The sequence below is a fragment of the Acinetobacter sp. ANC_7513 genome (assembly GCF_056779915.1).
The window spans coordinates 117,971-138,646 of record NZ_JBWYIW010000006.1 but is presented as its reverse complement, the minus strand read 5'-3'; the positions used below and the strand labels follow the sequence as shown (position 1 = coordinate 138,646).

Here is a 20,676-nt window from a genome sequence, read left to right as displayed (position 1 = left end):
ATAAATGAAAATTGATAAAATTCCAGAAACAATCGACCCAAATTTAAATTTAGAACAAATTCGAGATGAATGTCTTGAACTCGTCAAAAAACGCTCTTATGTTTCAGCAGGTGTTGCTGTCATTCCTGTGCCCTTTTTAGATGTTGTGATTGACGTAGGTATGTTGTCAATTTTAATTCCAGAAATTAATGCTCGCTTTGGCTTAGCTCCTGAACAAATCAGCGTTTTTGATCCTCAAACCAAAAAAATCCATTGGAACGAACTACGCAAACGCGGTTTCGAGTTTTCTGGTCTAGTCGTGGCTCGTACTGCCGCTAAAGCTTCGCTGAACAATATGGCAGCCAAAGTGTTGACCAAGCAAGTGACTAAGTTTATTCCATTGGGCGGTTCAATTATTGCAGCTAGCTTGGGTTATATTGTCATGAAAAAAGTGGCTGAGGCTCATGTTGAAGAAAGCTATAAACTTGCCAAAAGCATTCAACAAAAACAACAAGCAAATGTTGTGAAATACGCTTAACCCATAAAACCTTATACGTATAAATAAAGCCCTGTAAGGGCTTTATTTATACCTCTCACCAGCTCTAAACATCTACTTTTAATTGTTTCAAAATTGCCTTCAAAATTTCAAGGCGTGCAGTATATTTATCATTGGTAGCAATGATATACCACGGCGCATCTTCGGTGTTTGTTCGGTGGAGCATGTCTGCTGCAGCCAATAAATAATCATCCCAACGTTTGCGATTACGCCAATCTTCAGCCGTAATTTTAAAACGCTTATGCGGTGTTTCCTCTCGTGCTTTGAAACGATTGGCTTGCTCTTCTTTACTGATGGCCAACCAAAACTTAATAACGACTGTTTGCGTATCTACTAGATCTTTTTCAAAGCGATTAATCTCATCATATGCACGTTTCCACTCCACATCCGTTGCAAAACCTTCAACTCTTTCCACCAATACACGACCATACCAAGAGCGATCGAAAATCGAGATTTTTTCATCTTCAAGCAGTTTATTCCAAAAACGCCAGAGATAAGGCCGCGCCAATTCATACTTTTCGGGCGCAGAAATGTTATAAATTCCATATTCTCTTGGATCGAGCTTTTTCACAATACGCTTGATCGCACCACCTTTACCTGCGGCATCCATCCCCTCAAAAACGATCACCGTTTTTTGTCCTTCTGCGCGTAATGCTTCAGCGACCTTCTTGGTCAGTTTCTTGAGTTCAGCCTTATACTGATCTTTTTCAAGTACTGCTTCATTGGGGGACGTTAAAATTTCTGGGATATCCGCTTGATGCCATTTTTGGCGCATTTTTTGAGGATGATTTGGCAAATCTTTCAGTCGCGCTAATACAACTTCTGCGAATTTCTGATCACGACATACTTCATCTTCACAATCGATAATGACCCAGTCTTGGGTAAATTTTTGACGCAATCGTTGTACATTTTCATATTGTTTTTTATTGCGCCAATCCAGCCCATGCAATTTATGCCAACGCTGCTCCGAAGGTTCAATTTTATCTAAACGCTTCTGTAATGATTTCCACGATAAATCAAACCAAACTTTCACGACATCAACATGATTATTTTTTAAATCCTGCTCAAAGCTTTGCATTTGCTGCAAATAATTTTCGAACATGGTTTCATCAAATGGTTTTGAAACATGTAAGGATGTGGCTAAAAGATCACTATACCAATTTCCAAACATGACGATCATTTGTCCTTCAGCAGGAATATAACGTGCATAAGGTTGCCAATATGGGATATTCGGCTGAATAAGGTGAGGAGGGTCAGCTTTGACTTTCAAATATCGTGGATCAACCCATTCTCTTAATTGCTTAACCGATTCTCCTTTACCTGCTAACTCAATGCCACTTACCAACACCACTAAGCTTTTGGCATTTTTCTTACCACGTGTATCTTTGAGAGCATATTGCGCTTCAATTAAGTCTAAATTGATCTGATCTGCGTCAAATATTTTGTTCTTATCTTCGGGTTGATCAGTATTTTTATCAAATTGTTGTTTTGGTTCAGACATAGCCCACTCAAAATTATTGTATTTTCGACAGTATACGCAAGGAACAGTATCAACTTAAATCTTCAGGTACAATTTATTGCAATTGTCTTTTCATCCATGACTGACCTGAAAGGTTTTATTTTAGATTTCAACAGTCATAGTCGAGCGCAATCCAACCTATTATGCTTTTTTCAGTCCTTTTAATTGAGCTAGAACATGTCCAAACTTGCTGCATTAGATCAACTTTTAGAACAATACAAACAACTCAATTATCATCAGAATCCGGCACTTAAACAAAGGTTAAATGATGCTCAAAATTGGCTAAAACAGCGCATACTTCACACACATGCTGAGTTATTCGCTGAAGACAAAAATAAGCTGATGGCTCAATATTTTATTAACCGTCTTTATGGTGGCCCTGAATTTGATGACCTAGCATTGCAAATCGAACGTTTACTAAAATACGCACACAAAGCTGAAAAAATCATTCCAGAAAATGCCATTAAAACTGGGTTAAAATCTGTAGGACTGGCGGTCTTGGCGATGCAACTGGATGAACAAGTTGCACAGTATTTACTCCAACATTATCCAAAAGACCAACCCATTACTGATGAAATGATGCGTGAAACTCTAGTGGCTTTAGATCAAGAGCAAGCGCGCCATGAACAACTCAATCTGTTGGATGAGCTCGGTCTGAGTCTGGACAAATACATGCGTTCATTCATCATGCACACAGCGTTTAAAATGTGTAAAGGTGCAGCAAGCAAATATAATTTTGAACTGATGTATGACTTTATTGGTGAAGGCTTTGTCGCTATGAAACCAATGAAATCGGCTGCGACCTTCATTCGGAGTTTTACAGAAAAAGAGCGAATCATTGTGAATAATGTCCACACAGGGAAAGAAAATCCCTTCCAAATCGCTTAATTAAAATTCATCAGCCAAGATTCTGATCAGCCGAAAAGCGTAAAAGCGTCTGGTCAGAATATCGAAAATAAAAGAACATCTTCTCATTTCATGGATGAAACTTCGCTTTAATTCTGTATATTATTCATATCAATTGCATAATCTAGACTGAAAAAAACTGAAGAATCTGTCATTATGCAGTTTAATTCAGATTTAATATTATTTGTGTTCAGGAGTGACTCGAATGTCTAATGAAAATCAACAGCCTCATGCTCAGGTTGAGCCGGCAAATAATAAAGACAACGTGAGTCCTTTTTTAACAGATCCATTACCAACTGGCGCACCTCAAGGTCAGCAACAATCGCTACAAAAGCAACTGACAGATACGCCAGTACATTCTTCAGTGCCGAAATATAATTTGCCACGTGGTGCGAATACTGGAAACGTTGGACCAACGACACACTTCGGTTATAAAACCGTAAATTCTGAAGAGAAAGCGCAAAAAGTCGCTGAAGTTTTCCATTCAGTTGCCGCAAAATACGACATTATGAATGACTTAATGTCATTTGGTATTCATCGTTTGTGGAAACGTTTTGCCATTAATATGTCTGGCGTTCGCCGTGGGCAACGCGTTTTAGATATCGCTGGTGGTACTGGTGATTTAGCGAAAGTATTTAGTCGTGAAGTTGGTCCTACTGGGCATGTTGTATTATCTGATATTAATGAATCCATGCTGAATGTAGGTCGCGACCGTCTGATCGACGCGGGTTGTACCAACGTTGATTTTGTACTGGCGAATGCTGAAACCCTCGAGCCTTTCGAAGACAACAGTTTTGATTTACTCACCATCAGTTTTGGTCTACGTAATGTAACAGACAAAGATGCAGCACTTGCAGCAATGTATCGTGTACTTAAACCAGGTGGTCGCTTACTTGTATTAGAGTTTTCAAAACCAGTCTTTGAGCCTTTCTCAAAACTCTATGATTTGTACTCATTCACTGCTTTACCAATCATGGGTAAAATTGTGGCAAATGATGCTGAAAGCTATAAATATCTTGCTGAATCAATTCGTATGCACCCAGACCAACGCACATTGAAAAGCATGATGGAAAATGCGGGCTTCCAAAACTGCGATTATCACAATTTAACAGGTGGTATTGTTGCAGTTCACCGTGGTTTTAAACTCTAACCGCAGGTAGCACTTCGTCATGTGGTCAATCTTAGCACTGGGTGCAGTTGAAAAAACCATACATCATTGGATTAATTTGGATGCGATTACTCGTATCCAATTTAACCAATTACAAGGGAAAATGCTTCGTGTTGTGATCGATGCGCCACAGCTTTCCGTTGATGTGTTTTTTGATGAAAATAAAGTTCGTTTAGAACCAACAGTAACAGGTCATAGCACTCAACCCTCTATTTTCGAACAGCGGCCTTGGGAGCAAGCTCACACGATTACTGAAGCAGACTCCACATTGCATGTTAATAATGTGGTCGACTTGTGCAAACTATTTCTAGCACATGACATTGGCAATATCCCCGTTCAAGGTGACTATCGCCTTCTGCAAGACATTCAAAAAATTATACAAAATGCTGAGCCAGACCTCGCTTCGCAATTGAGTGATTGGATCGGACCTAATCTTGCAAGTCAAATCGGCAAAGTTCAATTAGCACCACAACATTTAATTAAGTCACTTCAATCTCATCTTTTTTTTGCGGAAGACTTTTTAAAAGAAGATACTGGACTATTCGCACCACGTTGGCAAATGGACGATCTTCTCCACGGAACTCGCCAGCTTAATCAAGATATTGATCGACTAGAAGCAAAAATTCAGCTTTTAAAATCAAAATTTAACCCTTCGTAGATTTCAGGTAATTGCATATATGATTCCGCACATTAGACGTTTAATCGAACTTTGGCGTATAGCTGCGCACTATAGACTCGACACGTTGGTACCTGCGGAAGATATTCCTGCAAAGGTTCGCCCCCTGCTGAATCTTATACGTTTGCATCCTGCTGCACTTTCTAGTCGAGAACGTAAAAATCCTTTAAAGCTTAAAGAAGCTTTAGAAGAAATGGGGCCACTCGCAATTAAATTAGGGCAGCTCCTCTCTACGCGTCGCGATCTAATTCCACCAGAAATATTACAACAATTGGTGTTATTACAAGATCGTGTTAAACCTTTCGATCTTGGTGTGGCTAAGCAAAGAATTCAAGAATCACTTAAAGCAGATGTTTCCACATTATTTGAGCGCTTCGATGATAAGCCGCTAGCTGCTGCTTCAATTGCTCAAGTACATACCGCTGCTCTTCACGATGGGCGTGAAGTTGTCGTGAAAGTAACTCGCCCGAATATACGTGCTCAAATTATTCAAGATTTTGAAATTTTAGAATGGCTTGGTCACTATTTAGAAAAAAGGCTAGAAGCTGCCCGTGCTTTACATCTATCAGAAATTATTCAAGATTATCGTCAAATCATTTTAAATGAACTCGATTTGACTCTTGAAGCCGAAAATACACGACGTATGCGCCATTATTTTACTGGCTCAAGCATGATGTATGTGCCTGAAGTATATATGGATAGTCCGGATGTAATGGTGGCAGAGCGTATCACTGGTGTGCCTATCTCAGATACTGCGACCTTTGATCGTTTAGGAATGAATCGTGCAGACTTAGCAGAAAAAGGCTTAACAATCTTTTTTACTCAAGTGTTTCGCGATAATTTTTTCCATGCAGATATGCATCCGGGTAATGTTTTCGTAGAAACGATTAATCCGCAAAATCCAAGATTTATTGCGCTCGATTGCGCCATCATGGGCGAGCTTTCCAAGCACGATCAAATGACGATAGCACGTATGTTGCTGGCAGTCATGAACAGTGATTTCATGCAATTGATTCAGATTGTGCATCAAGCAGGTTGGATTCCACCAGGCACGGATCAAGATGCTTTAGCACGTGAAATGCGTCGTACAGTAGGACCTATGGTTTCGAAACCGATGCATGAGTTAGATTTCGCAGGCATATTGATCCAAGTGATGGACATCGCTCGACGTTTTCATCTAGAAATTCCACCACAACTGATGTTATTGCTTAAAACCTTAGTACATGTTGAAGGCTTAGGTACAGACCTTTATCCTGAATTAGATATTTGGAAGTTAGCAAAGCCAATTCTAACGGATTGGGTTAAAGCCCAAATGAATCCTCAAAAAAATATTAAAGAATTAGGACAAAAAATCCCAGACTTGTTATTGGGCGCTCAGGATTTACCGACTTTACTGATTGACAGTCTTAACGGTTTAAAAAATCAGTCTGCATGGCATGCTAAACAATTGAATGAACTTCAAACGCTGCGCTTGCAAATGGAGCATCAGCAAAAGCGTAGTTGGATTTTCGGAAGTGTAATCGCAATTCTGCTCTCAATCGCTGTGATCGCACCATGGTTTATTTCCATGATTTTAATTGTGTTGGCATCTTTTATTGCTATGTGGCGTATGGTGAAATAAGTTCACTATCTCATGTCAAAACTTGCTACATCAATAGGTTTTAGTCGCTGAATTGCTTATGACACATATCCTCAAGACCACTCAACCTTGCTTGAATATTCATGTAGGTTATAAAGCAAAACAGATCATTCAAGAACAAGGTCTACAAGCCAGTGCGGTTGATTTTGTTCCTGGAGCAGCAGGTGGTCCCAAAGGTATTGGAATTCAAGGATTGGACCTAGCTGTTTTTGGTGAGTTCTTTGCTCAAGCACCCAAAAAGCGGACTCTAATTGGCTCATCCATTGGGAGTTGGCGTTTTGCAAGTATTGCAGCGCATGGTGCACAAGCAGGCACATCCAAATTAGCAGACTTATATACCCATCTTGAATTTCGACCTAAGATGAATATTCTTGAAGTTGGAGACGTCTGTCGCGGCATGCTTAAAGCCCTCCTTCAAGGTAAAACCAATCAAATTATTGATCATCCCGACTACCATTTGGCTATTTTGTCAGTAAAGTCATCGAAAAAATTTCAAAGTGATCATCCTCTTATGCTTGCCCGTGCAGTTGCTGGCATTATCGGTCTCAATACTTTTTCGAGAGCTAAAATTGGGCACTTCATGCAACGTACAATTGCCCAACCACACAACGCTTCACGACTTTCACTCATCAAAAATGAATTCGAACATCTTGATTATGCGTTGACTGAAAAAAATTTAGAAGATTGGTTAATGGCATCTGCATCCATTCCATTTGTGATGCCGGCGGTCAGAAATATCGAAGGTGCAGATGTCGCTGCTTATCGTGATGGCGGGCTAATCGATTATCATATTGATCTACCTTTACCGAGTCATGGGATTGTCCTCTACCCTCATTTTACAGATCAAATAACACCAGGTTGGTTCGATAAGTTCCTCAAAAAACGTAGATCTAATGCTGAATATCAAGCACGAACCGTATTGATTTCACCCTCTGAGTCTTATTTAAGATCACTTCCTTTAGGACGTCTTCCTGATCGCAAAGATTTCACACTGAAAGGGCTTGATCAAAAAAAACGAATCGAGCTTTGGAAACAGTCTGTAGCTGAAAGTCAACGATTAGGGGATGCATTCCTAGAAATGATCCATAAGCAAAACTTTGAAGAATACATGCAAGATCTTAAATAAATTAATTTCTACTCTCCCCTACAAAGATTTATTCGCTTAAACTAATGACCTACAATTTTGTAGTGTCTCATTTAATTCTGGTGAAATCCTTATGAACAATACGCAATGGCTCGATGAAGTAAAATTTAACGAACAAGGTTTAATCCCTGCCATTGCTCAGCATCATCAAACAGGTCGAGTGTTGATGGTGGCTTGGATGAATCGTGAGTCTTTGGCACTTACAGCAGAAAAAAATCAAGCTGTTTACTACTCTCGTTCACGCAGCAAATTGTGGCATAAAGGCGAAGAATCAGGTCACTTCCAAACTGTGCATGAAATTCGTTTAGATTGTGATGCTGATGTGATCGTTCTTCAAATTGAGCAACATGGTGGCATTGCTTGCCATACAGGACGTGAATCATGTTTTTATCGCCGCTTAACATCAAACGGTTGGGAAATTGTAGACGCTCAATTGAAAGATCCGAACCAAATTTATGGCGAAAAGTCTGAGAATGCGCATAGTAAAGTGATGAATGCATCAACAGCTCAAGCTGAGCAAGTCGATGTGTTACATTATCTTGGTCAAATGATGGCAGAACGTAAATCTGCAGATCCTGACTCTTCTTATGTGGCAAAGCTTTATCATAAAGGTCTCAATAAAATACTTGAAAAAATTGGTGAAGAAAGTTTTGAAACGGTAATAGCTGCTAAAGATTTCAAACAAGAAGCGACGCTGGATCACCAAAATGATTTAATTTATGAAGTTGCTGATGTTTGGTTCCATACCATAGTGATGCTGGGTTACTTCGATCTTGATATTCAACTCGTTTTAAATGAGCTTGCACGACGTCAGGGTCTGTCAGGACTTGTTGAAAAAGCAAATCGCACGCATTAATTTACTCTTTAAAGCCATGTTCAAACATGGCTTTTTTATTTAATTCGGCTTTTTAAGTCGCCGAAGACTCCCCATCCAAAAAGAAGAAGATTGAACTCTCCCCTTTGTAAATTCTTGCTATACTCACTGATCATTTTTAAAACCATTGAAGATTTATCAACCTGTGTCTGTCATTGTCAAACCTACCTTAGAACAAGAAATTGCGATTCAACAAGCGCAATCTGGTCAATCCTTCAAAGTGATTGCCTATGCAGGTACAGGTAAAACAACAACGCTTAAATTAGTCAGTGATGCGATGCAACAGCGTCGCGGTATGTATCTTGCCTTTAACAAAGCGATTGCCAGCGAGGCTCAACAAAAATTTCATCAGCGCGTGGATTGTCGTACATTCCACTCTTTAGCATTTCGAAGCGTTCCACGTGGAGTGACAGATAAACTTAGACTCCCACGCTTGAGCCCGAGCTTTATTGCCAAAGAATACCGTTTGCAACCCATCACATTACGCCGACTCATGGGGGGGCGTTACGAAAAATATGCGCTTATGCCTAGTCGTTTGGCGGGCTTAGTTGCAAATGCTGTTAGTTATTTCTGTTCAACAAGCTCGCAATATCCTGCACCCCGACATATTCAAGCACCAAGTTGGCTACATGCTGACGATATTGCGGTATTACAGCAACACCTCTATCCTGCAGTCGAACGTCGTTGGTTAGAATCAATCGACCCTAATCATCAGGCTGGCATTGGGCATGATATCTATCTCAAATTATGGGCTTTATCAGATCCTTTTATACCCGCAGACTATGTATTGTTTGATGAAGCACAGGATGCTGACCCACTCATGCTAGGGATTTTACTCAAGCAAAAAAGTACGCAAGTCATCTATGTCGGCGATGCACATCAACAAATTTATGCATGGCGTGGGGCAGTCAATGCGATGCAACAAATGCCTTTACCCGAATCGCGCCTAACCACTTCATTCCGTTTTGGTGATGATATCGCTGAAGTTGCTAATCACTTATTAGGCGCACTCAATGAGACTGTTCCGTTGATTGGCAACCCCGAACTCCAATCAAAAGTCGTCAACAAGCCTCATACCAAAATGCGAGATGCGATTTTGTGCCGTACTAACGCACGCGCAATGGAACTTTTACTCTCAGGATTAGTTCAAGGGGACAAAGTGAGCCTGCAAGCCGATCATGCGAAATTAAATCGCTTTGTTGACGCTGCAAGCTTACTTAAACAAGGTAAAAGAGTAACGGACGTTCCAGAGTTAGCTTGGTTTAACTCTTGGCATGATGTGCATGAATATTGTGAAACAAATGATGGTAGCGACATCAAGCCTTTGGTTAAATTGGTTGATGAACATGGTACAGATCCACTCAAACGAGCTCTTGCCAAAATCACACCCATTGAACAAGCGGACTATGTAATCTCAACCGCTCATAAAGCCAAAGGTTTAGAATGGAATCGTGTGCATTTAGAAGATGATTACCAATTTAAAATTAATGGACTAGAACATAAAATTAGCGATGAAGAATTACGTTTACTTTATGTTGCATGTACACGAGCAAAAAGCAGCTTAAATATTCATCATATTTATGATTTAATACAACAACTCAAACTTAAATCCACGATTAAAACGAAAGCAACAGCATAATCCCCTACGATAAGTTGCAGGCAAAATATGAAAGTTCAATCTATTCAGTTACGTCACTGTTATCATTTTTCAGATATAAAAATTAAATTTGATCCAACTCAACGACCAATATCTATTATTTTAGGTGATCAGGCCTCTGGTAAAACTGCGATAATTAAAAATATTTATCAAGCTTTAACGTGGTTTGCTGCACGTGCCAAAGATTTAAGAACTGCTGGTGTAGTCATGCTTGATTCGGATATTAAGCACAAACACATTCAAGCCAAAATAGATATTTGTGTTCAATATCCCACGGATATTGGATCTATTGAACAGGCTGCGACCGTGCAAAACAATGAAGAGGGTTTGTGCGAATGGCAACTCTATAAAACATTAACTAGCAAAGGTGTAGGTCATAGTAAAGCGCTAACGACTCAATTAGAATCACTCGTTCATCTTTATCAACAAGCGATCAAACAAGATCCTGCTCAAGGCATGCCTATGGTGGCCTACTATCCTTCTGATCGCTTTATCAACGAAGTGAATTTGCTAAGCAAAAATAATCCTGCTGTATTACAAACACATGCAGCCTACGAACTTGCAGCACTCCCTTATACAACATTTGCTCGGTTCTTCGAATGGTTTCGTGAAATTAGTGACATCGAAAATGCACGATTAGCACAAGTTTTTCAAAAAATTCAAACCAATCAAAAATTATCCTCTCATCATGACCAAGAGGATTTAGTTGCAAAATTATTGAATCTTGAAGCAGAGATGCAACTACCATCACTCAAAGCACTCAAGAAAGCCATCCAGACATTATTCCCGTCGATCAGTGACATTTATATTGAATACACGCCCAAGATCCAATTGATGCTGGTACAAAATGGTCAAGAAATTCCTTTTTCGCAATTATCTAATTCGTATCGTCAATGGTTGTGTTTAGTAGGTGATATTGTCAGACGACTTTGTCTCCTGAATCCTCATAGTATTGACCCATGCCTTGATGGTGAAGGCATTCTATTAATTGACAATATTGATGCTCAAGTGGATGAAGATTTTGTGCAAAACGTACTCAGCCGTTTGCATGAAGCATTCCCACAAATTCAAATTATCGCATCTGCATGCTCTGAATTGATTTTAAACAATGACGTAGATCTACAACATTTTAAATTAGAAAATCGAAAAGTTGTTGAAATAGAACAAAACCAAATCAGGGAACAATATGATGAACTATTTGCTCAACTCATGGCTAATGATTTACAAGATGGCCAAATCTCTGAAGTGAATCGAACTACTGATACGCTTGATGGCTTGCGTTTGTTTGAACACTTCAAAAATTTATCAGCGTCAGAAAAACAGCGCTTCATTGAGTATCTCCAAGCTGGTGACTTATCGAGTATTTCCTTACCCTAATTGATTGGAAATAGATGAATTAATCGGGTATGACTCACTCAATTTAAACAGAAATTTAAGCTTTTTTTCGCTATAATTCTGAATTGTGTAGCTAAAAAGTTTGATGTAATTTTATACATGTAATAAAATCTACTCATTCATTTTTTAATCAAAAAGTGTCTATTTCTTTGCATTAGCTTTCCAAGTTGCGCAACACAACTTGTTTTTGTTTTTAAAATTCGTTCGGCTTTCAAAGTTTAAGTAGTTGGATGACTCTTTGCCATCCTCAAGCTTTTGAAAGATAAAACTCATCATAGGTTCCGGCCTACAACTCTATGGATACGAGTGTGCTACCGATTATTATATTGTTACCATTAATACTTGGCACTTTTCTTGTCCTCTGGCTGCAAAAAATCTCTCGCGGGGCGACAGCATTAGGGGCAATTGGAGTCAGCTTAACAAGTTTTATCTTGTTGCTGACTCAAGCCAAAGACGTCTTTCAAGGTCAAGTCATCTCTGAACATTGGTCATGGTTACCACAGTTTGGTATCGACTTAAGCTTTAGACTTGATGCATTAGGCTTGATCTTCTCCCTCCTTATTACAGGGATTGGGACGCTCATTTATATTTATGCTTATTATTATTTAAATCATAAAAACTCTCTAAGTAAGCTATATTTCTTACTGATGCTGTTCATGGCCGCCATGCTCGGCATTTCACTTTCCAATAATTTACTTATTCTTCTTGTCTTTTGGGAAATGACCAGTATTTCGTCATTCCTTTTAGTGGGTTATTGGAGTAACTACGAAGCAGCACAGCGTGGCTCAAGAATGGCCTTAACCATCACGGGTATGGGTGGTTTAGCTATGCTCGGTGGTTTTATTCTCTTAGGTCAAATCACTGGCACATATCAAATTGATCAAATCCTCAATATGACGACGCAGATTCAATCGAGTCATTTATTTGTGCCAGCCTTGCTCCTTATTCTTTTAGGTGCATTCACCAAAAGTGCTCAATTTCCTTTCCATTTTTGGTTGCCAAATGCAATGGCTGCCCCAACACCCGTGTCAGCTTATTTGCATTCAGCGACAATGGTGAAAGCCGGAATTTTCTTACTGGCGCGCTTAATGCCGATCTTTGTTGGTTCTGCTTTGTATCATAACCTCGTCACATTCATTGGTTTATTTACCTTATGTATGGCCGCGTTCTTTGCCATTTTTAAGGAAGATCTGAAAGGTTTGCTTGCCTACTCCACCATTAGTCATTTAGGCTTGATCGTTTGCTTACTTGGGATTGGTTCACCACTCGCTGTGGCTGCAGCTATTTTTCATATCATTAACCATGCGACCTTTAAAGCAGCATTATTCATGATCGCTGGTATTATCGACCATGAAACAGGTACACGTGATTTACGAAAACTCAGTGGGGTATGGCAGTTACTTCCATTTACAGCGACTTTAACCATGATCACAGCAGCCTCAATGGCTGGTGTACCACTGACCAATGGATTCTTATCCAAAGAAATGTTCTTTACTGAACTATTAGCGAATCTCTCGGGTGGTGTAGGTATCTTCGCAGCAATTATTGCAACACTCGCAGGTCTGTTTGCTGTCGCGTATTCTGTTCGTTTAGTTCATGGCGTATTTTTTGATGGTGATTTAGGCAAAGCGATTCCAAATAAAGATGCGCATGAACCACCAATTGGTATGCGTGCACCTGCAATTTTATTAGCTACATTATGTATTGCAGTGGGTCTATTACCAGCGCTCTTAGTAGGCGATATCGTCAATGCTGGTGCACGAGCAAGCACCAACCTTCCAGCTTTTGAAGGCGTACATCTAGCAATCTGGCATGGCTTTAATGTGCCTTTATTGATGAGTGCGATTGCATTGATTGGCGGTATTATTTTTTATTTTAGTCTTGCGAAGAACAGTAGAATTCGTGACATTGACCTTGATCCAATACTTGGCAAACTTCAAGGTAAAGTCCTGTTTGATCTCTTTCTCAAACATTTGCTCTTAAATTCGCGAAAATTAAAAAGAGCAACAGAAACAGGTTCTCTACAAAACTATTTATTGTGGATATTAATTTTTGCTGTTGCTTTAGTCTCCATGCCTCTCATTGGTCAAGGTATTTATGCAGGTACACGCGAACTGACGCATGCACCATTGGTTGCAATCGTGCTTTGGTTATTACTGTTTTCAGCGTGCTGGATGATGCTTTGGTTTCACCATGAACGCATTAAAGCCGTTCTTATCAGTGGAGCAATCGGTCTTGTCGTGACGATGGTCTTTGTTACGATGTCAGCACCAGACCTGGCACTCACACAAATCACAGTCGATGTTGTCACAACTGTTTTACTTCTGATGAGTCTGTCCCTCTTACCACAACTTACGCCTTATGAATCTTCACGCACTCGTCGTTGGAGAGATGCGGTGATTGCAATCATCGGAGGCCTAGGAATCGGTTGGATCACTTGGATGATTCTAACGCGTGATCACAATTCAATCTCATGGTTCTTTGTTCAACAATCTCTACCGCTTGGTGGTGGTTCAAATATTGTGAACGTAATTTTAGTCGATTTCCGTGGATTTGATACCTTTGGTGAAATCACAGTACTGGGTATTGCTGCGATTGGGACACTGTGTTTAATGGATGGAATGCGTGCTCATGGTACGACCATTACACAAGGCTTAACCTATCGCTTTAATCCATCACCGTTGATGTTCCGAATGACCGCATCTTGGGTCCTTCCGATTGCCTTAGTCGTCAGCTTATATATTTTCTTACGCGGACATAATCTTCCAGGGGGTGGCTTTATCGCAGGTCTCATTACATCAATGGCGCTTGTGATTCAGTACATTGCACTAGGTCAAGATCACACTGAACAACTCTTACGAGCAAAGTCTGGGCGTCTTTATGAAATTTGGATTGGTACTGGCTTAACTATTGCTGGTCTGACTGGGGTCGCTGCGTGGTTCTGGGGTCGACCATTCCTGACCAGTGCTCATATTTATGTAGAGCCGATCATTCTCGGAAAAATGCATTTGCCATCTGCTGCAGCATTTGATGTTGGTGTCTATGTCACAGTCGTTGGTGCAACAATGCTCATGATTTCCGTTTTAGGCGACTCACGCAACTCAAGCATCACCGGCCCTGTACCGAAGGAGTAAAGAATGATTAGTTTAGAATTTTTACTCGCCTCCGCTATTGGATTATTGGTTGCCACTGGTATTTATCTGATTTTACGTGCCCGCACTTTCCCTGTGGTACTAGGCTTGGCCATGATAGGGTATGCAGTCAATTTATTTCTCTTTGCAATGGGGCGGATTCAATTAAATTCACCTGCGATTTTAACCAATGCCACTCAAGTTACAGATCCATTACCTCAAGCACTTGTATTAACGGCAATTGTAATCGGTTTTGCCACAACTGCTTTTATCGTGCAACTAGCATTGAGAAGTCGTTATGAATCGGGTACTGATCATGTTGACTCTAAAGAAGAAATAATCAATACAGACCCAAGAGAGGATGAGCCTTAATGATGAATTTTTATGATTTATGGCTCACCCACTCGCCAATTTTAAGTATTTTAATTCCGACATTTACTGCATTTATTTTAGTGCTATTGGGTAATCCAGGTTCAGGATCTTTAGCGCATGACTGGCGTCAACCTTGGCGTCGTGGAATCAGTTTAACATCGGTTTTTCTTGGTTTAGCGACTGCAATCATTTACTTAATTCAGGCGAACTCTGGTCAGATCTATGTGTATAGTTTAAGCGAGTGGTCAGCTCCTTTTGGCATTGTACTTGTAGTAGATCGTTTGGCAGCCTTTATGCTCGTGCTCACCTATGCTCTTGCGACACCAATTATTTGGTTTGCAAGTAAAGAATGGGATGAACGTGGACGCTATTTCCATGCAATGAGCCATTTTTTACTCATGGGATTATGTGGTGCATTTCTAACAGGCGACTTATTTAACTTGTTTGTTTTCTTTGAAGTGCTATTGATGGCTTCATATGTATTGCTTCTACATGGTCAAGGCAAAGCACGTTTCCAACTTGGTATTCACTATGTAACGATCAACCTATTAGCGTCTGCATTCTTTTTGATTGGCTTAGGGATGATTTATGGTAATACTGGTAGCCTGAATATGGCTGATGTGGGTCGAATTGTACGTACACTTGAAGGTGATCAGTACAATATGGCAGTTGCAGGCGGATTAATGCTGTTTGTAGTCTTTGGTATCAAGGCTGCAATCCTCCCTGTCGGACTATGGCTACCTAAAACTTATGCCGTCGCCACGACCCCTGTAGCCGCATTATTCACCATCATGACCAAAGTGGGTATCTATGCCATTTTACGTGTGAATGGAACCGTATTCACCGATGAGCTTTCGCGAGAAATTCTCAGCACTTGGCTGCTTCCAATTGGTTTAATTACGACTATTTATGGTGTAATTGGTGCGATTGGTGCAGAGCGAATGCGTCGTTTTGTTGGTTTCATGATCCTATCGTCTATAGGAACGATTGCAATCGCCCTTTCTCTGATGACTGCAGATGCTTGGGCTGCAGCGCTATATTACCTCGTGCATAGTACGATTATTGCCGCTGCATTCTACTTGCTATGCGGTTGGATTACTTCGCAGCGTGGTGCATTCAAAGATCATCTAAAAATCGCACCAATCATGAAACAGCAGACGCTAGTTTCGATTTGCTTCTTCATTATTGCACTCATGATGGCAGGGCTTCCACCCTTCAGTGGATTCTTTGGAAAAGTATTTATCCTTCAAGCGGCCTCTGTATCTAGCTATCAATTGCTCATTATTATTGTTATTCTGATTGTGAGCTTGCTTAGTATCATAGCTTTCACTCGTTTAGGATTCGTTATTTTATGGCGTTCAACTGTACCAGAAAATGACCCTAATCAAGAGTCTTATCATGAATATCAAAAGTTACCAAGCAAGGCACCTCCACGTAATGACACCACAATTTTTGTCTTTATTATAAGTTTAATCGCTTATGTGATATTTGCTCATCCAGTCACACAGTATATTCAACAAACTGCAAATCAGTTAAATGATTCAGAACAATATATTACTGCTGTTTTAAAAATGGATGAACGTGGTGAAGTAATTAGTGTACAACCATTTGATCCCAATTATCTTCCAGAAACAAAATACGGCGGAGAGTTTGCAGACCCAAATGCACATTATATTCCACATGTTATAAGTGAAAAATCACTTGAGGGCGAACACATCTCAGAGTTCAAGCGCCGTCAAATCAAAGAGCAAGAATTGAATCAGCTTCAGCCTGAAGAAGTTCAATCTAAACTTCAACCGATGGAGCAATAAATGAAACAACAAAGTTCTCTACTCGATCGAGTTTTCCCGCATCCTTTTGTTTCTGTGATTGTGGGAATAAGTTGGCTAATGCTGGCACAAAGCGCTCAGTTTTTTGATATTTTAGTTGCCATTGTGATTGGTTTAGTCATCCCAAAATTGGTACAACCTTTTATCGTTCGCACACCCAATATTCATTGGGATTTAGCGTGCAAATTAATTTTGGTCGTACTTTGGGACATTATCATCAGTAATATCCGTGTCGCTAAGCAAGTGCTTGGACCAACTGACCGTCTTCATCCCAAGTGGTATCGTGTTCCATTAGATACTGATCATGATCAGGTCAACAGCTTATTGGCAATGATCATTACGACTACACCTGGCACAGTAAGTGCTGGAATCGACCAAGAACGCGGTGACATTTTGGTTCATTCAATTAACTCAGATGATCCCGAAGCCGATATTTTGGAAATCAAACAACGCTATGAAGCACCACTTATGGCGATTTTCCATGTGAAACAAGGAGATTCAGCATGACGATCTTACTTTATGCATTGGGAATTAGTTTGATTGGAATTACGATTTCAATGCTGCTCTGCTTAATGCGTTTAGTCATTGGTCCTTCTATGGTAGATCGACTACTCGCACTAGATACTTTATTTCTGAATGCAACCTGCTTGGTCGTGGTACTTGGAATTTTTTGGGCAAGTACTTCATTGTTCGAAGGTGCATTGTTGGTGGCAATGCTTGGATTCGTATCCACAGCAGCATTGGCTCGTTATTTTACGACAGGCCATGTGGTGGACTAGGAGAACAATATGAATACTCAGCTCATCATGGAAATCTTAGTTTCATTCTTCCTTCTTACCGGTGCCTTCTTTACCCTTGTAGGTGGAATTGGAATCGTAAAGTTACCCGATCTGTTCATGCGTCTGCATGCCCCTACAAAGTCAAGCACACTAGGCTTAGGTAGTTTTTTAATAGCAGCCATGATTTATTCAGCTTTTCATAGTCGCTTTGGGTTTGCTGAACTACTGATTACATTACTTGCCTTTATTACGGCGCCTGTATCGGCAAATTTAATTGCACAAGCTGCATTACATTTACGTTTACGCTCTACATCAGGCGATGTCCCCGAAGCACTAGACCGCCCTCTCCCTTGGCAGCGCCAAAGAAGAATGCGTCAGTTTAATCAAGAATCATCTAAGTAATAAAAAAACCTAGCTTTCGCTAGGTTTTTTTTGTTAGCTATATAGTACAGGTTGGGGATGCTCTTGGAAGCCTTCCACTTGATATTCTTCAGCTAATTTTGCCTTCCAATGATTCACGATATCCGTATAGTCAATTTCAGAAGGATGAAAATCTTCTTTGTAATATGATAAATATTCTGGAATTAGCTCGATCATCATTTTAGAAATCAGGTAAATACCATATAAGTTTCCACTGACCTTCGGTAAGCTTTTTCGACGATCTTGCCAAAATAATCGAGTCGCTGAATAAAATGTAAGACTCGCGAAACCTGTGGTTACGCTACGCATAATATTGCGGCGCACTTTGGTATCTTTGTATACCGCTTGATAGACATCAAATGCAACTGCTCGATGTTCAATTTCTTCAATAGCATGCCAAACCCAAAGCTTAGTTGCATCTTCATCTAAGGTCGACAGGACTTCAGGATGACGAAGAATATAACCACCCAATAACGCTGTAAAATGCTCAAAAGCACAGGTAATTGCTAACTGCAATTTTGGATGGGTAGTACGAATAAATTCATCGCGTCGCGCTAACCATGCTTGAAAGTTGTCAAGTTGATAATCATCACGGCGCCAAGCGTCATTAAATTCCGCATGTGCTTTTGAATGCATCGCTTCTTGACCAATAAATGCTGCAATCTGCGCTTGTAATTTTTCATCTTTCACTTTATCTCGTACATTACGAACACTATGAACAAAGAATTGTTCACCAATTGGAAAGGTAGAAGAAAGTGCCGTCAACAAGTGTGACATGACAGGAGAATTCGCGAAAAAATGGCGTCGTATGGCTTTAGGATTATAATTTAAACGTCGTACGGTAATCCCAATCGCTTTTGGACGATTTAAATACGATTTATCTTTGGCGATTTGTGTAGTTGTCATTTTAGAGCCTATATGGATATAGCATTTCTTATTCATACTGTCAGAATAAATCAGATTTAATATTGCAAAAATAACCACACAGACAAATAAATTATATTTTTTGCCAATAAAGTCGCAAATTAAATTACAACTCCATTCTCTTTTTTAATTTAATTACATGATTCTTAAGATAGTTCTTGAATTGGATACTTTTGAATATTCAACAAGAGAGTGTCAAACAAGTCATGCATATAAATGAAAAATCCTACCGAAGTAGGATTTTTTGTAAGGCATGTTTTCGTTTAAACATCAAGATAATCTAAAATACCTTCAGCAGCCTGACGTCCTTCCCAAATCGCAGTTACGACCAAGTCAGAACCACGCACCATATCTCCACCGGCAAAGATTTTCGGATTAGAAGTTTGGAACTTGTATTGTTGATGCTCAGGAGCAACGACACGACCTGAACCATCTAAATTAATACTTACATCATTAAACCATTCTGCAGGGCTTGTACGGAAACCAAAGGCCAACAGCACTGCATCAGCAGGTAAGATTTCCTCTGAACCTGGGATCGGTTCAGGACTGCGACGACCACGACTATCAGGCTCACTGAGTTGAGTCGTCACAAATTTAACACCTGTGACCTTTCCATTCTCACCCACGATTTCGATCGGCTGACGATTGAACTGAAATTCAACACCTTCTTCTCGCGCATTTTTAACTTCACGGCGTGAACCTGGCATGTTTTCTTCATCGCGGCGGTATGCACAAGTGACAGATGTTGCACCTTGGCGGATTGAAGTACGGTTACAGTCCATAGCTGTATCACCGCCACCGAGTACAATAACTTTCTTACCTTCCACACTGATAAATTCTGAAGGATCTTTCTCCCAACCTTGGCAACGATTCACATTGGCAATTAAGAAATCAAGCGCATCATAAACACCTTCCAAATCTTCACCTGCGAAACCACCTTTCATGTATGTGTATGTTCCCATACCCATGAAGACAGCGTCATAATCAGCAAGCAATTGATCAATAGTGATGTCTGTACCAATTTCTGTATTTAAACGGAATTCAATCCCCATGCCTGTAAAGATTTCACGACGACGTTTCATCACGTCCTTTTCCATCTTAAATTCAGGAATACCAAAGGTCAGCAAACCACCAATTTCTGGGCGCTTATCAAATACGACAGGTTTAACACCATTGCGCACCAAAATGTCCGCACAACCTAGACCTGCAGGGCCTGCACCAATAATCGCGACTTTTTTATCTGTCCATTTGACATGAGACATGTCAGGACGCCAGCCCAATGCAAATGCCGTATCATTAATATACTTTTCAGCATTTCCAATGGTCACCGCACCAAACCCATCATTTAGTGTACATGCACCTTCACACAAACGGTCTTGAGGACAAACTCGACCACACACCTCCGGTAGAGTATTGGTTTGGTGGCAAAGCTCTGCTGCTTGAAAAATACGACCTTCAGCAATCAGTTTTAACCAGTTTGGAATATAGTTATGTACTGGACATTTCCATTCACAGTAAGGGTTACCGCAACCTAAACAACGATGTGTTTGGTTTTTAGCAACTTCGGCTGTAAAAGGTTTATAAATTTCCACAAACTCAGCTTTGCGGACGTTGAGATCTTTTTTCTCTGGATCTTGGCGTGCGACATCCAGGAATTGAAAGTCATTATTAAGGCGTTCTGCCATGTCTCTCTCCGTGGGTAGATGCA

General features: G+C 40.2%; 18 protein-coding genes. 15 read left to right on the top strand and 3 right to left on the bottom strand.

Annotated elements, in window-relative coordinates:
• Positions 1-4 precede the first annotated feature (4 nt).
• Positions 5-517, top strand: a complete 513-nt coding sequence (locus AC1M9B_RS08615; RefSeq protein ID WP_035264037.1) for a hypothetical protein — start codon at positions 5-7, stop codon at positions 515-517.
• Positions 518-581: 64 nt separating this feature from the next.
• On the opposite strand, the gene pap is transcribed toward AC1M9B_RS08615, so the two are convergent.
• Positions 582-2,036 carry a polyphosphate:AMP phosphotransferase gene (gene pap / locus AC1M9B_RS08610; RefSeq protein WP_481591459.1) on the bottom strand — a complete coding sequence of 485 codons (1,455 nt, stop codon included), beginning with the start codon at positions 2,034-2,036 and terminating at the stop codon, positions 582-584.
• Between the two features lie 195 nt (positions 2,037-2,231).
• On the opposite strand from pap, the gene AC1M9B_RS08605 reads away from it, so the two are divergent.
• The 14 genes from AC1M9B_RS08605 to AC1M9B_RS08540 all read left to right on the top strand — a co-directional run bounded on the left by AC1M9B_RS08605 (position 2,232) and on the right by AC1M9B_RS08540 (position 18,026).
• Positions 2,232-2,942 (top strand): DUF8198 family protein, encoded by a 711-nt coding sequence (locus AC1M9B_RS08605; RefSeq protein WP_481591460.1) that lies wholly within the window; start codon positions 2,232-2,234, stop codon positions 2,940-2,942.
• 223 nt (positions 2,943-3,165) lie between these two features.
• The gene (gene ubiE, locus AC1M9B_RS08600) at positions 3,166-4,110 is read left to right on the top strand and encodes a bifunctional demethylmenaquinone methyltransferase/2-methoxy-6-polyprenyl-1,4-benzoquinol methylase UbiE (RefSeq protein ID WP_179998846.1); all 945 of its coding nucleotides are present in this window, start codon (positions 3,166-3,168) and stop codon (positions 4,108-4,110) included.
• 19 nt (positions 4,111-4,129) lie between these two features.
• Positions 4,130-4,786, top strand: coding sequence for a ubiquinone biosynthesis accessory factor UbiJ (locus AC1M9B_RS08595; RefSeq protein WP_481591461.1), 657 nt, complete (start codon positions 4,130-4,132; stop codon positions 4,784-4,786).
• A gap of 19 nt (positions 4,787-4,805) precedes the next feature.
• The gene (locus AC1M9B_RS08590) at positions 4,806-6,425 is read left to right on the top strand and encodes an ABC1 kinase family protein (protein WP_481591462.1); all 1,620 of its coding nucleotides are present in this window, start codon (positions 4,806-4,808) and stop codon (positions 6,423-6,425) included.
• Positions 6,426-6,483: 58 nt separating this feature from the next.
• On the top strand, positions 6,484-7,569 hold the full coding sequence (locus AC1M9B_RS08585; protein ID WP_481591463.1) for a patatin-like phospholipase domain-containing protein: 1,086 nt from the start codon (positions 6,484-6,486) through the stop codon (positions 7,567-7,569).
• Between the two features lie 91 nt (positions 7,570-7,660).
• The gene (gene hisIE / locus AC1M9B_RS08580) at positions 7,661-8,443 is read left to right on the top strand and encodes a bifunctional phosphoribosyl-AMP cyclohydrolase/phosphoribosyl-ATP diphosphatase HisIE (protein WP_092767251.1); all 783 of its coding nucleotides are present in this window, start codon (positions 7,661-7,663) and stop codon (positions 8,441-8,443) included.
• Between the two features lie 163 nt (positions 8,444-8,606).
• On the top strand, positions 8,607-10,100 hold the full coding sequence (locus AC1M9B_RS08575; protein ID WP_481586744.1) for a UvrD-helicase domain-containing protein: 1,494 nt from the start codon (positions 8,607-8,609) through the stop codon (positions 10,098-10,100).
• Between the two features lie 27 nt (positions 10,101-10,127).
• Positions 10,128-11,495, top strand: coding sequence for an ATP-binding protein (locus AC1M9B_RS08570; protein WP_481591464.1), 1,368 nt, complete (start codon positions 10,128-10,130; stop codon positions 11,493-11,495).
• Positions 11,496-11,809: 314 nt separating this feature from the next.
• Positions 11,810-14,647 (top strand): monovalent cation/H+ antiporter subunit A, encoded by a 2,838-nt coding sequence (locus tag AC1M9B_RS08565; protein WP_481608949.1) that lies wholly within the window; start codon positions 11,810-11,812, stop codon positions 14,645-14,647.
• Positions 14,648-14,650: 3 nt separating this feature from the next.
• Positions 14,651-15,016: a Na+/H+ antiporter subunit C gene (locus AC1M9B_RS08560; RefSeq protein WP_092767259.1), complete on the top strand. Its 366-nt coding sequence runs from the start codon at positions 14,651-14,653 to the stop codon at positions 15,014-15,016.
• Positions 15,016-16,827: a monovalent cation/H+ antiporter subunit D gene (locus tag AC1M9B_RS08555; RefSeq protein ID WP_481608948.1), complete on the top strand. Its 1,812-nt coding sequence runs from the start codon at positions 15,016-15,018 to the stop codon at positions 16,825-16,827. The genes AC1M9B_RS08560 and AC1M9B_RS08555 overlap by 1 nt, the downstream gene beginning before the upstream one ends.
• Positions 16,828-17,352 (top strand): Na+/H+ antiporter subunit E, encoded by a 525-nt coding sequence (locus AC1M9B_RS08550; protein WP_035264002.1) that lies wholly within the window; start codon positions 16,828-16,830, stop codon positions 17,350-17,352. It begins immediately after the preceding gene.
• Complete coding sequence (locus AC1M9B_RS08545) at positions 17,349-17,624, top strand: monovalent cation/H+ antiporter subunit F (protein ID WP_035263999.1); 276 nt, start codon at positions 17,349-17,351, stop codon at positions 17,622-17,624. The genes AC1M9B_RS08550 and AC1M9B_RS08545 overlap by 4 nt, the downstream gene beginning before the upstream one ends.
• Before the next feature lie 9 nt (positions 17,625-17,633).
• Complete coding sequence (locus AC1M9B_RS08540; RefSeq protein WP_481608947.1) at positions 17,634-18,026, top strand: Na+/H+ antiporter subunit G; 393 nt, start codon at positions 17,634-17,636, stop codon at positions 18,024-18,026.
• Between the two features lie 33 nt (positions 18,027-18,059).
• Here the strand turns inward: AC1M9B_RS08540 and AC1M9B_RS08535 are convergent, their stop codons facing one another.
• Both AC1M9B_RS08535 and AC1M9B_RS08530 read right to left on the bottom strand, forming a co-directional pair.
• Entirely contained in the window at positions 18,060-18,950 is an 891-nt protein-coding gene (locus AC1M9B_RS08535) for a metal-dependent hydrolase (RefSeq protein WP_481589148.1), read from the bottom strand.
• Between the two features lie 281 nt (positions 18,951-19,231).
• The gene (locus tag AC1M9B_RS08530; protein ID WP_035263992.1) at positions 19,232-20,653 is read right to left on the bottom strand and encodes an FAD-dependent oxidoreductase; all 1,422 of its coding nucleotides are present in this window, start codon (positions 20,651-20,653) and stop codon (positions 19,232-19,234) included.
• Positions 20,654-20,676 lie beyond the last annotated feature (23 nt).

Excerpts from the sequence above, each read along its gene's own strand:
- AC1M9B_RS08590 (WP_481591462.1), top strand. The coding sequence starts at position 4,806 with ATGATTCCGCACATTAGACGTTTAATCGAACTTTGGCGTATAGCTGCG.
- AC1M9B_RS08585 (WP_481591463.1), top strand. The coding sequence starts at position 6,484 with ATGACACATATCCTCAAGACCACTCAACCTTGCTTGAATATTCATGTA.
- AC1M9B_RS08570 (WP_481591464.1), top strand. The coding sequence starts at position 10,128 with ATGAAAGTTCAATCTATTCAGTTACGTCACTGTTATCATTTTTCAGAT.
- AC1M9B_RS08605 (WP_481591460.1), top strand. The coding sequence starts at position 2,232 with ATGTCCAAACTTGCTGCATTAGATCAACTTTTAGAACAATACAAACAA.
- AC1M9B_RS08555 (WP_481608948.1), top strand. The coding sequence starts at position 15,016 with ATGATGAATTTTTATGATTTATGGCTCACCCACTCGCCAATTTTAAGT.
- hisIE (WP_092767251.1), top strand. The coding sequence starts at position 7,661 with ATGAACAATACGCAATGGCTCGATGAAGTAAAATTTAACGAACAAGGT.
- AC1M9B_RS08545 (WP_035263999.1), top strand. The coding sequence starts at position 17,349 with ATGACGATCTTACTTTATGCATTGGGAATTAGTTTGATTGGAATTACG.
- AC1M9B_RS08595 (WP_481591461.1), top strand. The coding sequence starts at position 4,130 with ATGTGGTCAATCTTAGCACTGGGTGCAGTTGAAAAAACCATACATCAT.
- AC1M9B_RS08530 (WP_035263992.1), bottom strand. The coding sequence starts at position 20,653 with ATGGCAGAACGCCTTAATAATGACTTTCAATTCCTGGATGTCGCACGC.
- ubiE (WP_179998846.1), top strand. The coding sequence starts at position 3,166 with ATGTCTAATGAAAATCAACAGCCTCATGCTCAGGTTGAGCCGGCAAAT.
- AC1M9B_RS08560 (WP_092767259.1), top strand. The coding sequence starts at position 14,651 with ATGATTAGTTTAGAATTTTTACTCGCCTCCGCTATTGGATTATTGGTT.
- pap (WP_481591459.1), bottom strand. The coding sequence starts at position 2,036 with ATGTCTGAACCAAAACAACAATTTGATAAAAATACTGATCAACCCGAA.
- AC1M9B_RS08540 (WP_481608947.1), top strand. The coding sequence starts at position 17,634 with ATGAATACTCAGCTCATCATGGAAATCTTAGTTTCATTCTTCCTTCTT.
- AC1M9B_RS08615 (WP_035264037.1), top strand. The coding sequence starts at position 5 with ATGAAAATTGATAAAATTCCAGAAACAATCGACCCAAATTTAAATTTA.
- AC1M9B_RS08550 (WP_035264002.1), top strand. The coding sequence starts at position 16,828 with ATGAAACAACAAAGTTCTCTACTCGATCGAGTTTTCCCGCATCCTTTT.
- AC1M9B_RS08535 (WP_481589148.1), bottom strand. The coding sequence starts at position 18,950 with ATGACAACTACACAAATCGCCAAAGATAAATCGTATTTAAATCGTCCA.
- AC1M9B_RS08565 (WP_481608949.1), top strand. The coding sequence starts at position 11,810 with ATGGATACGAGTGTGCTACCGATTATTATATTGTTACCATTAATACTT.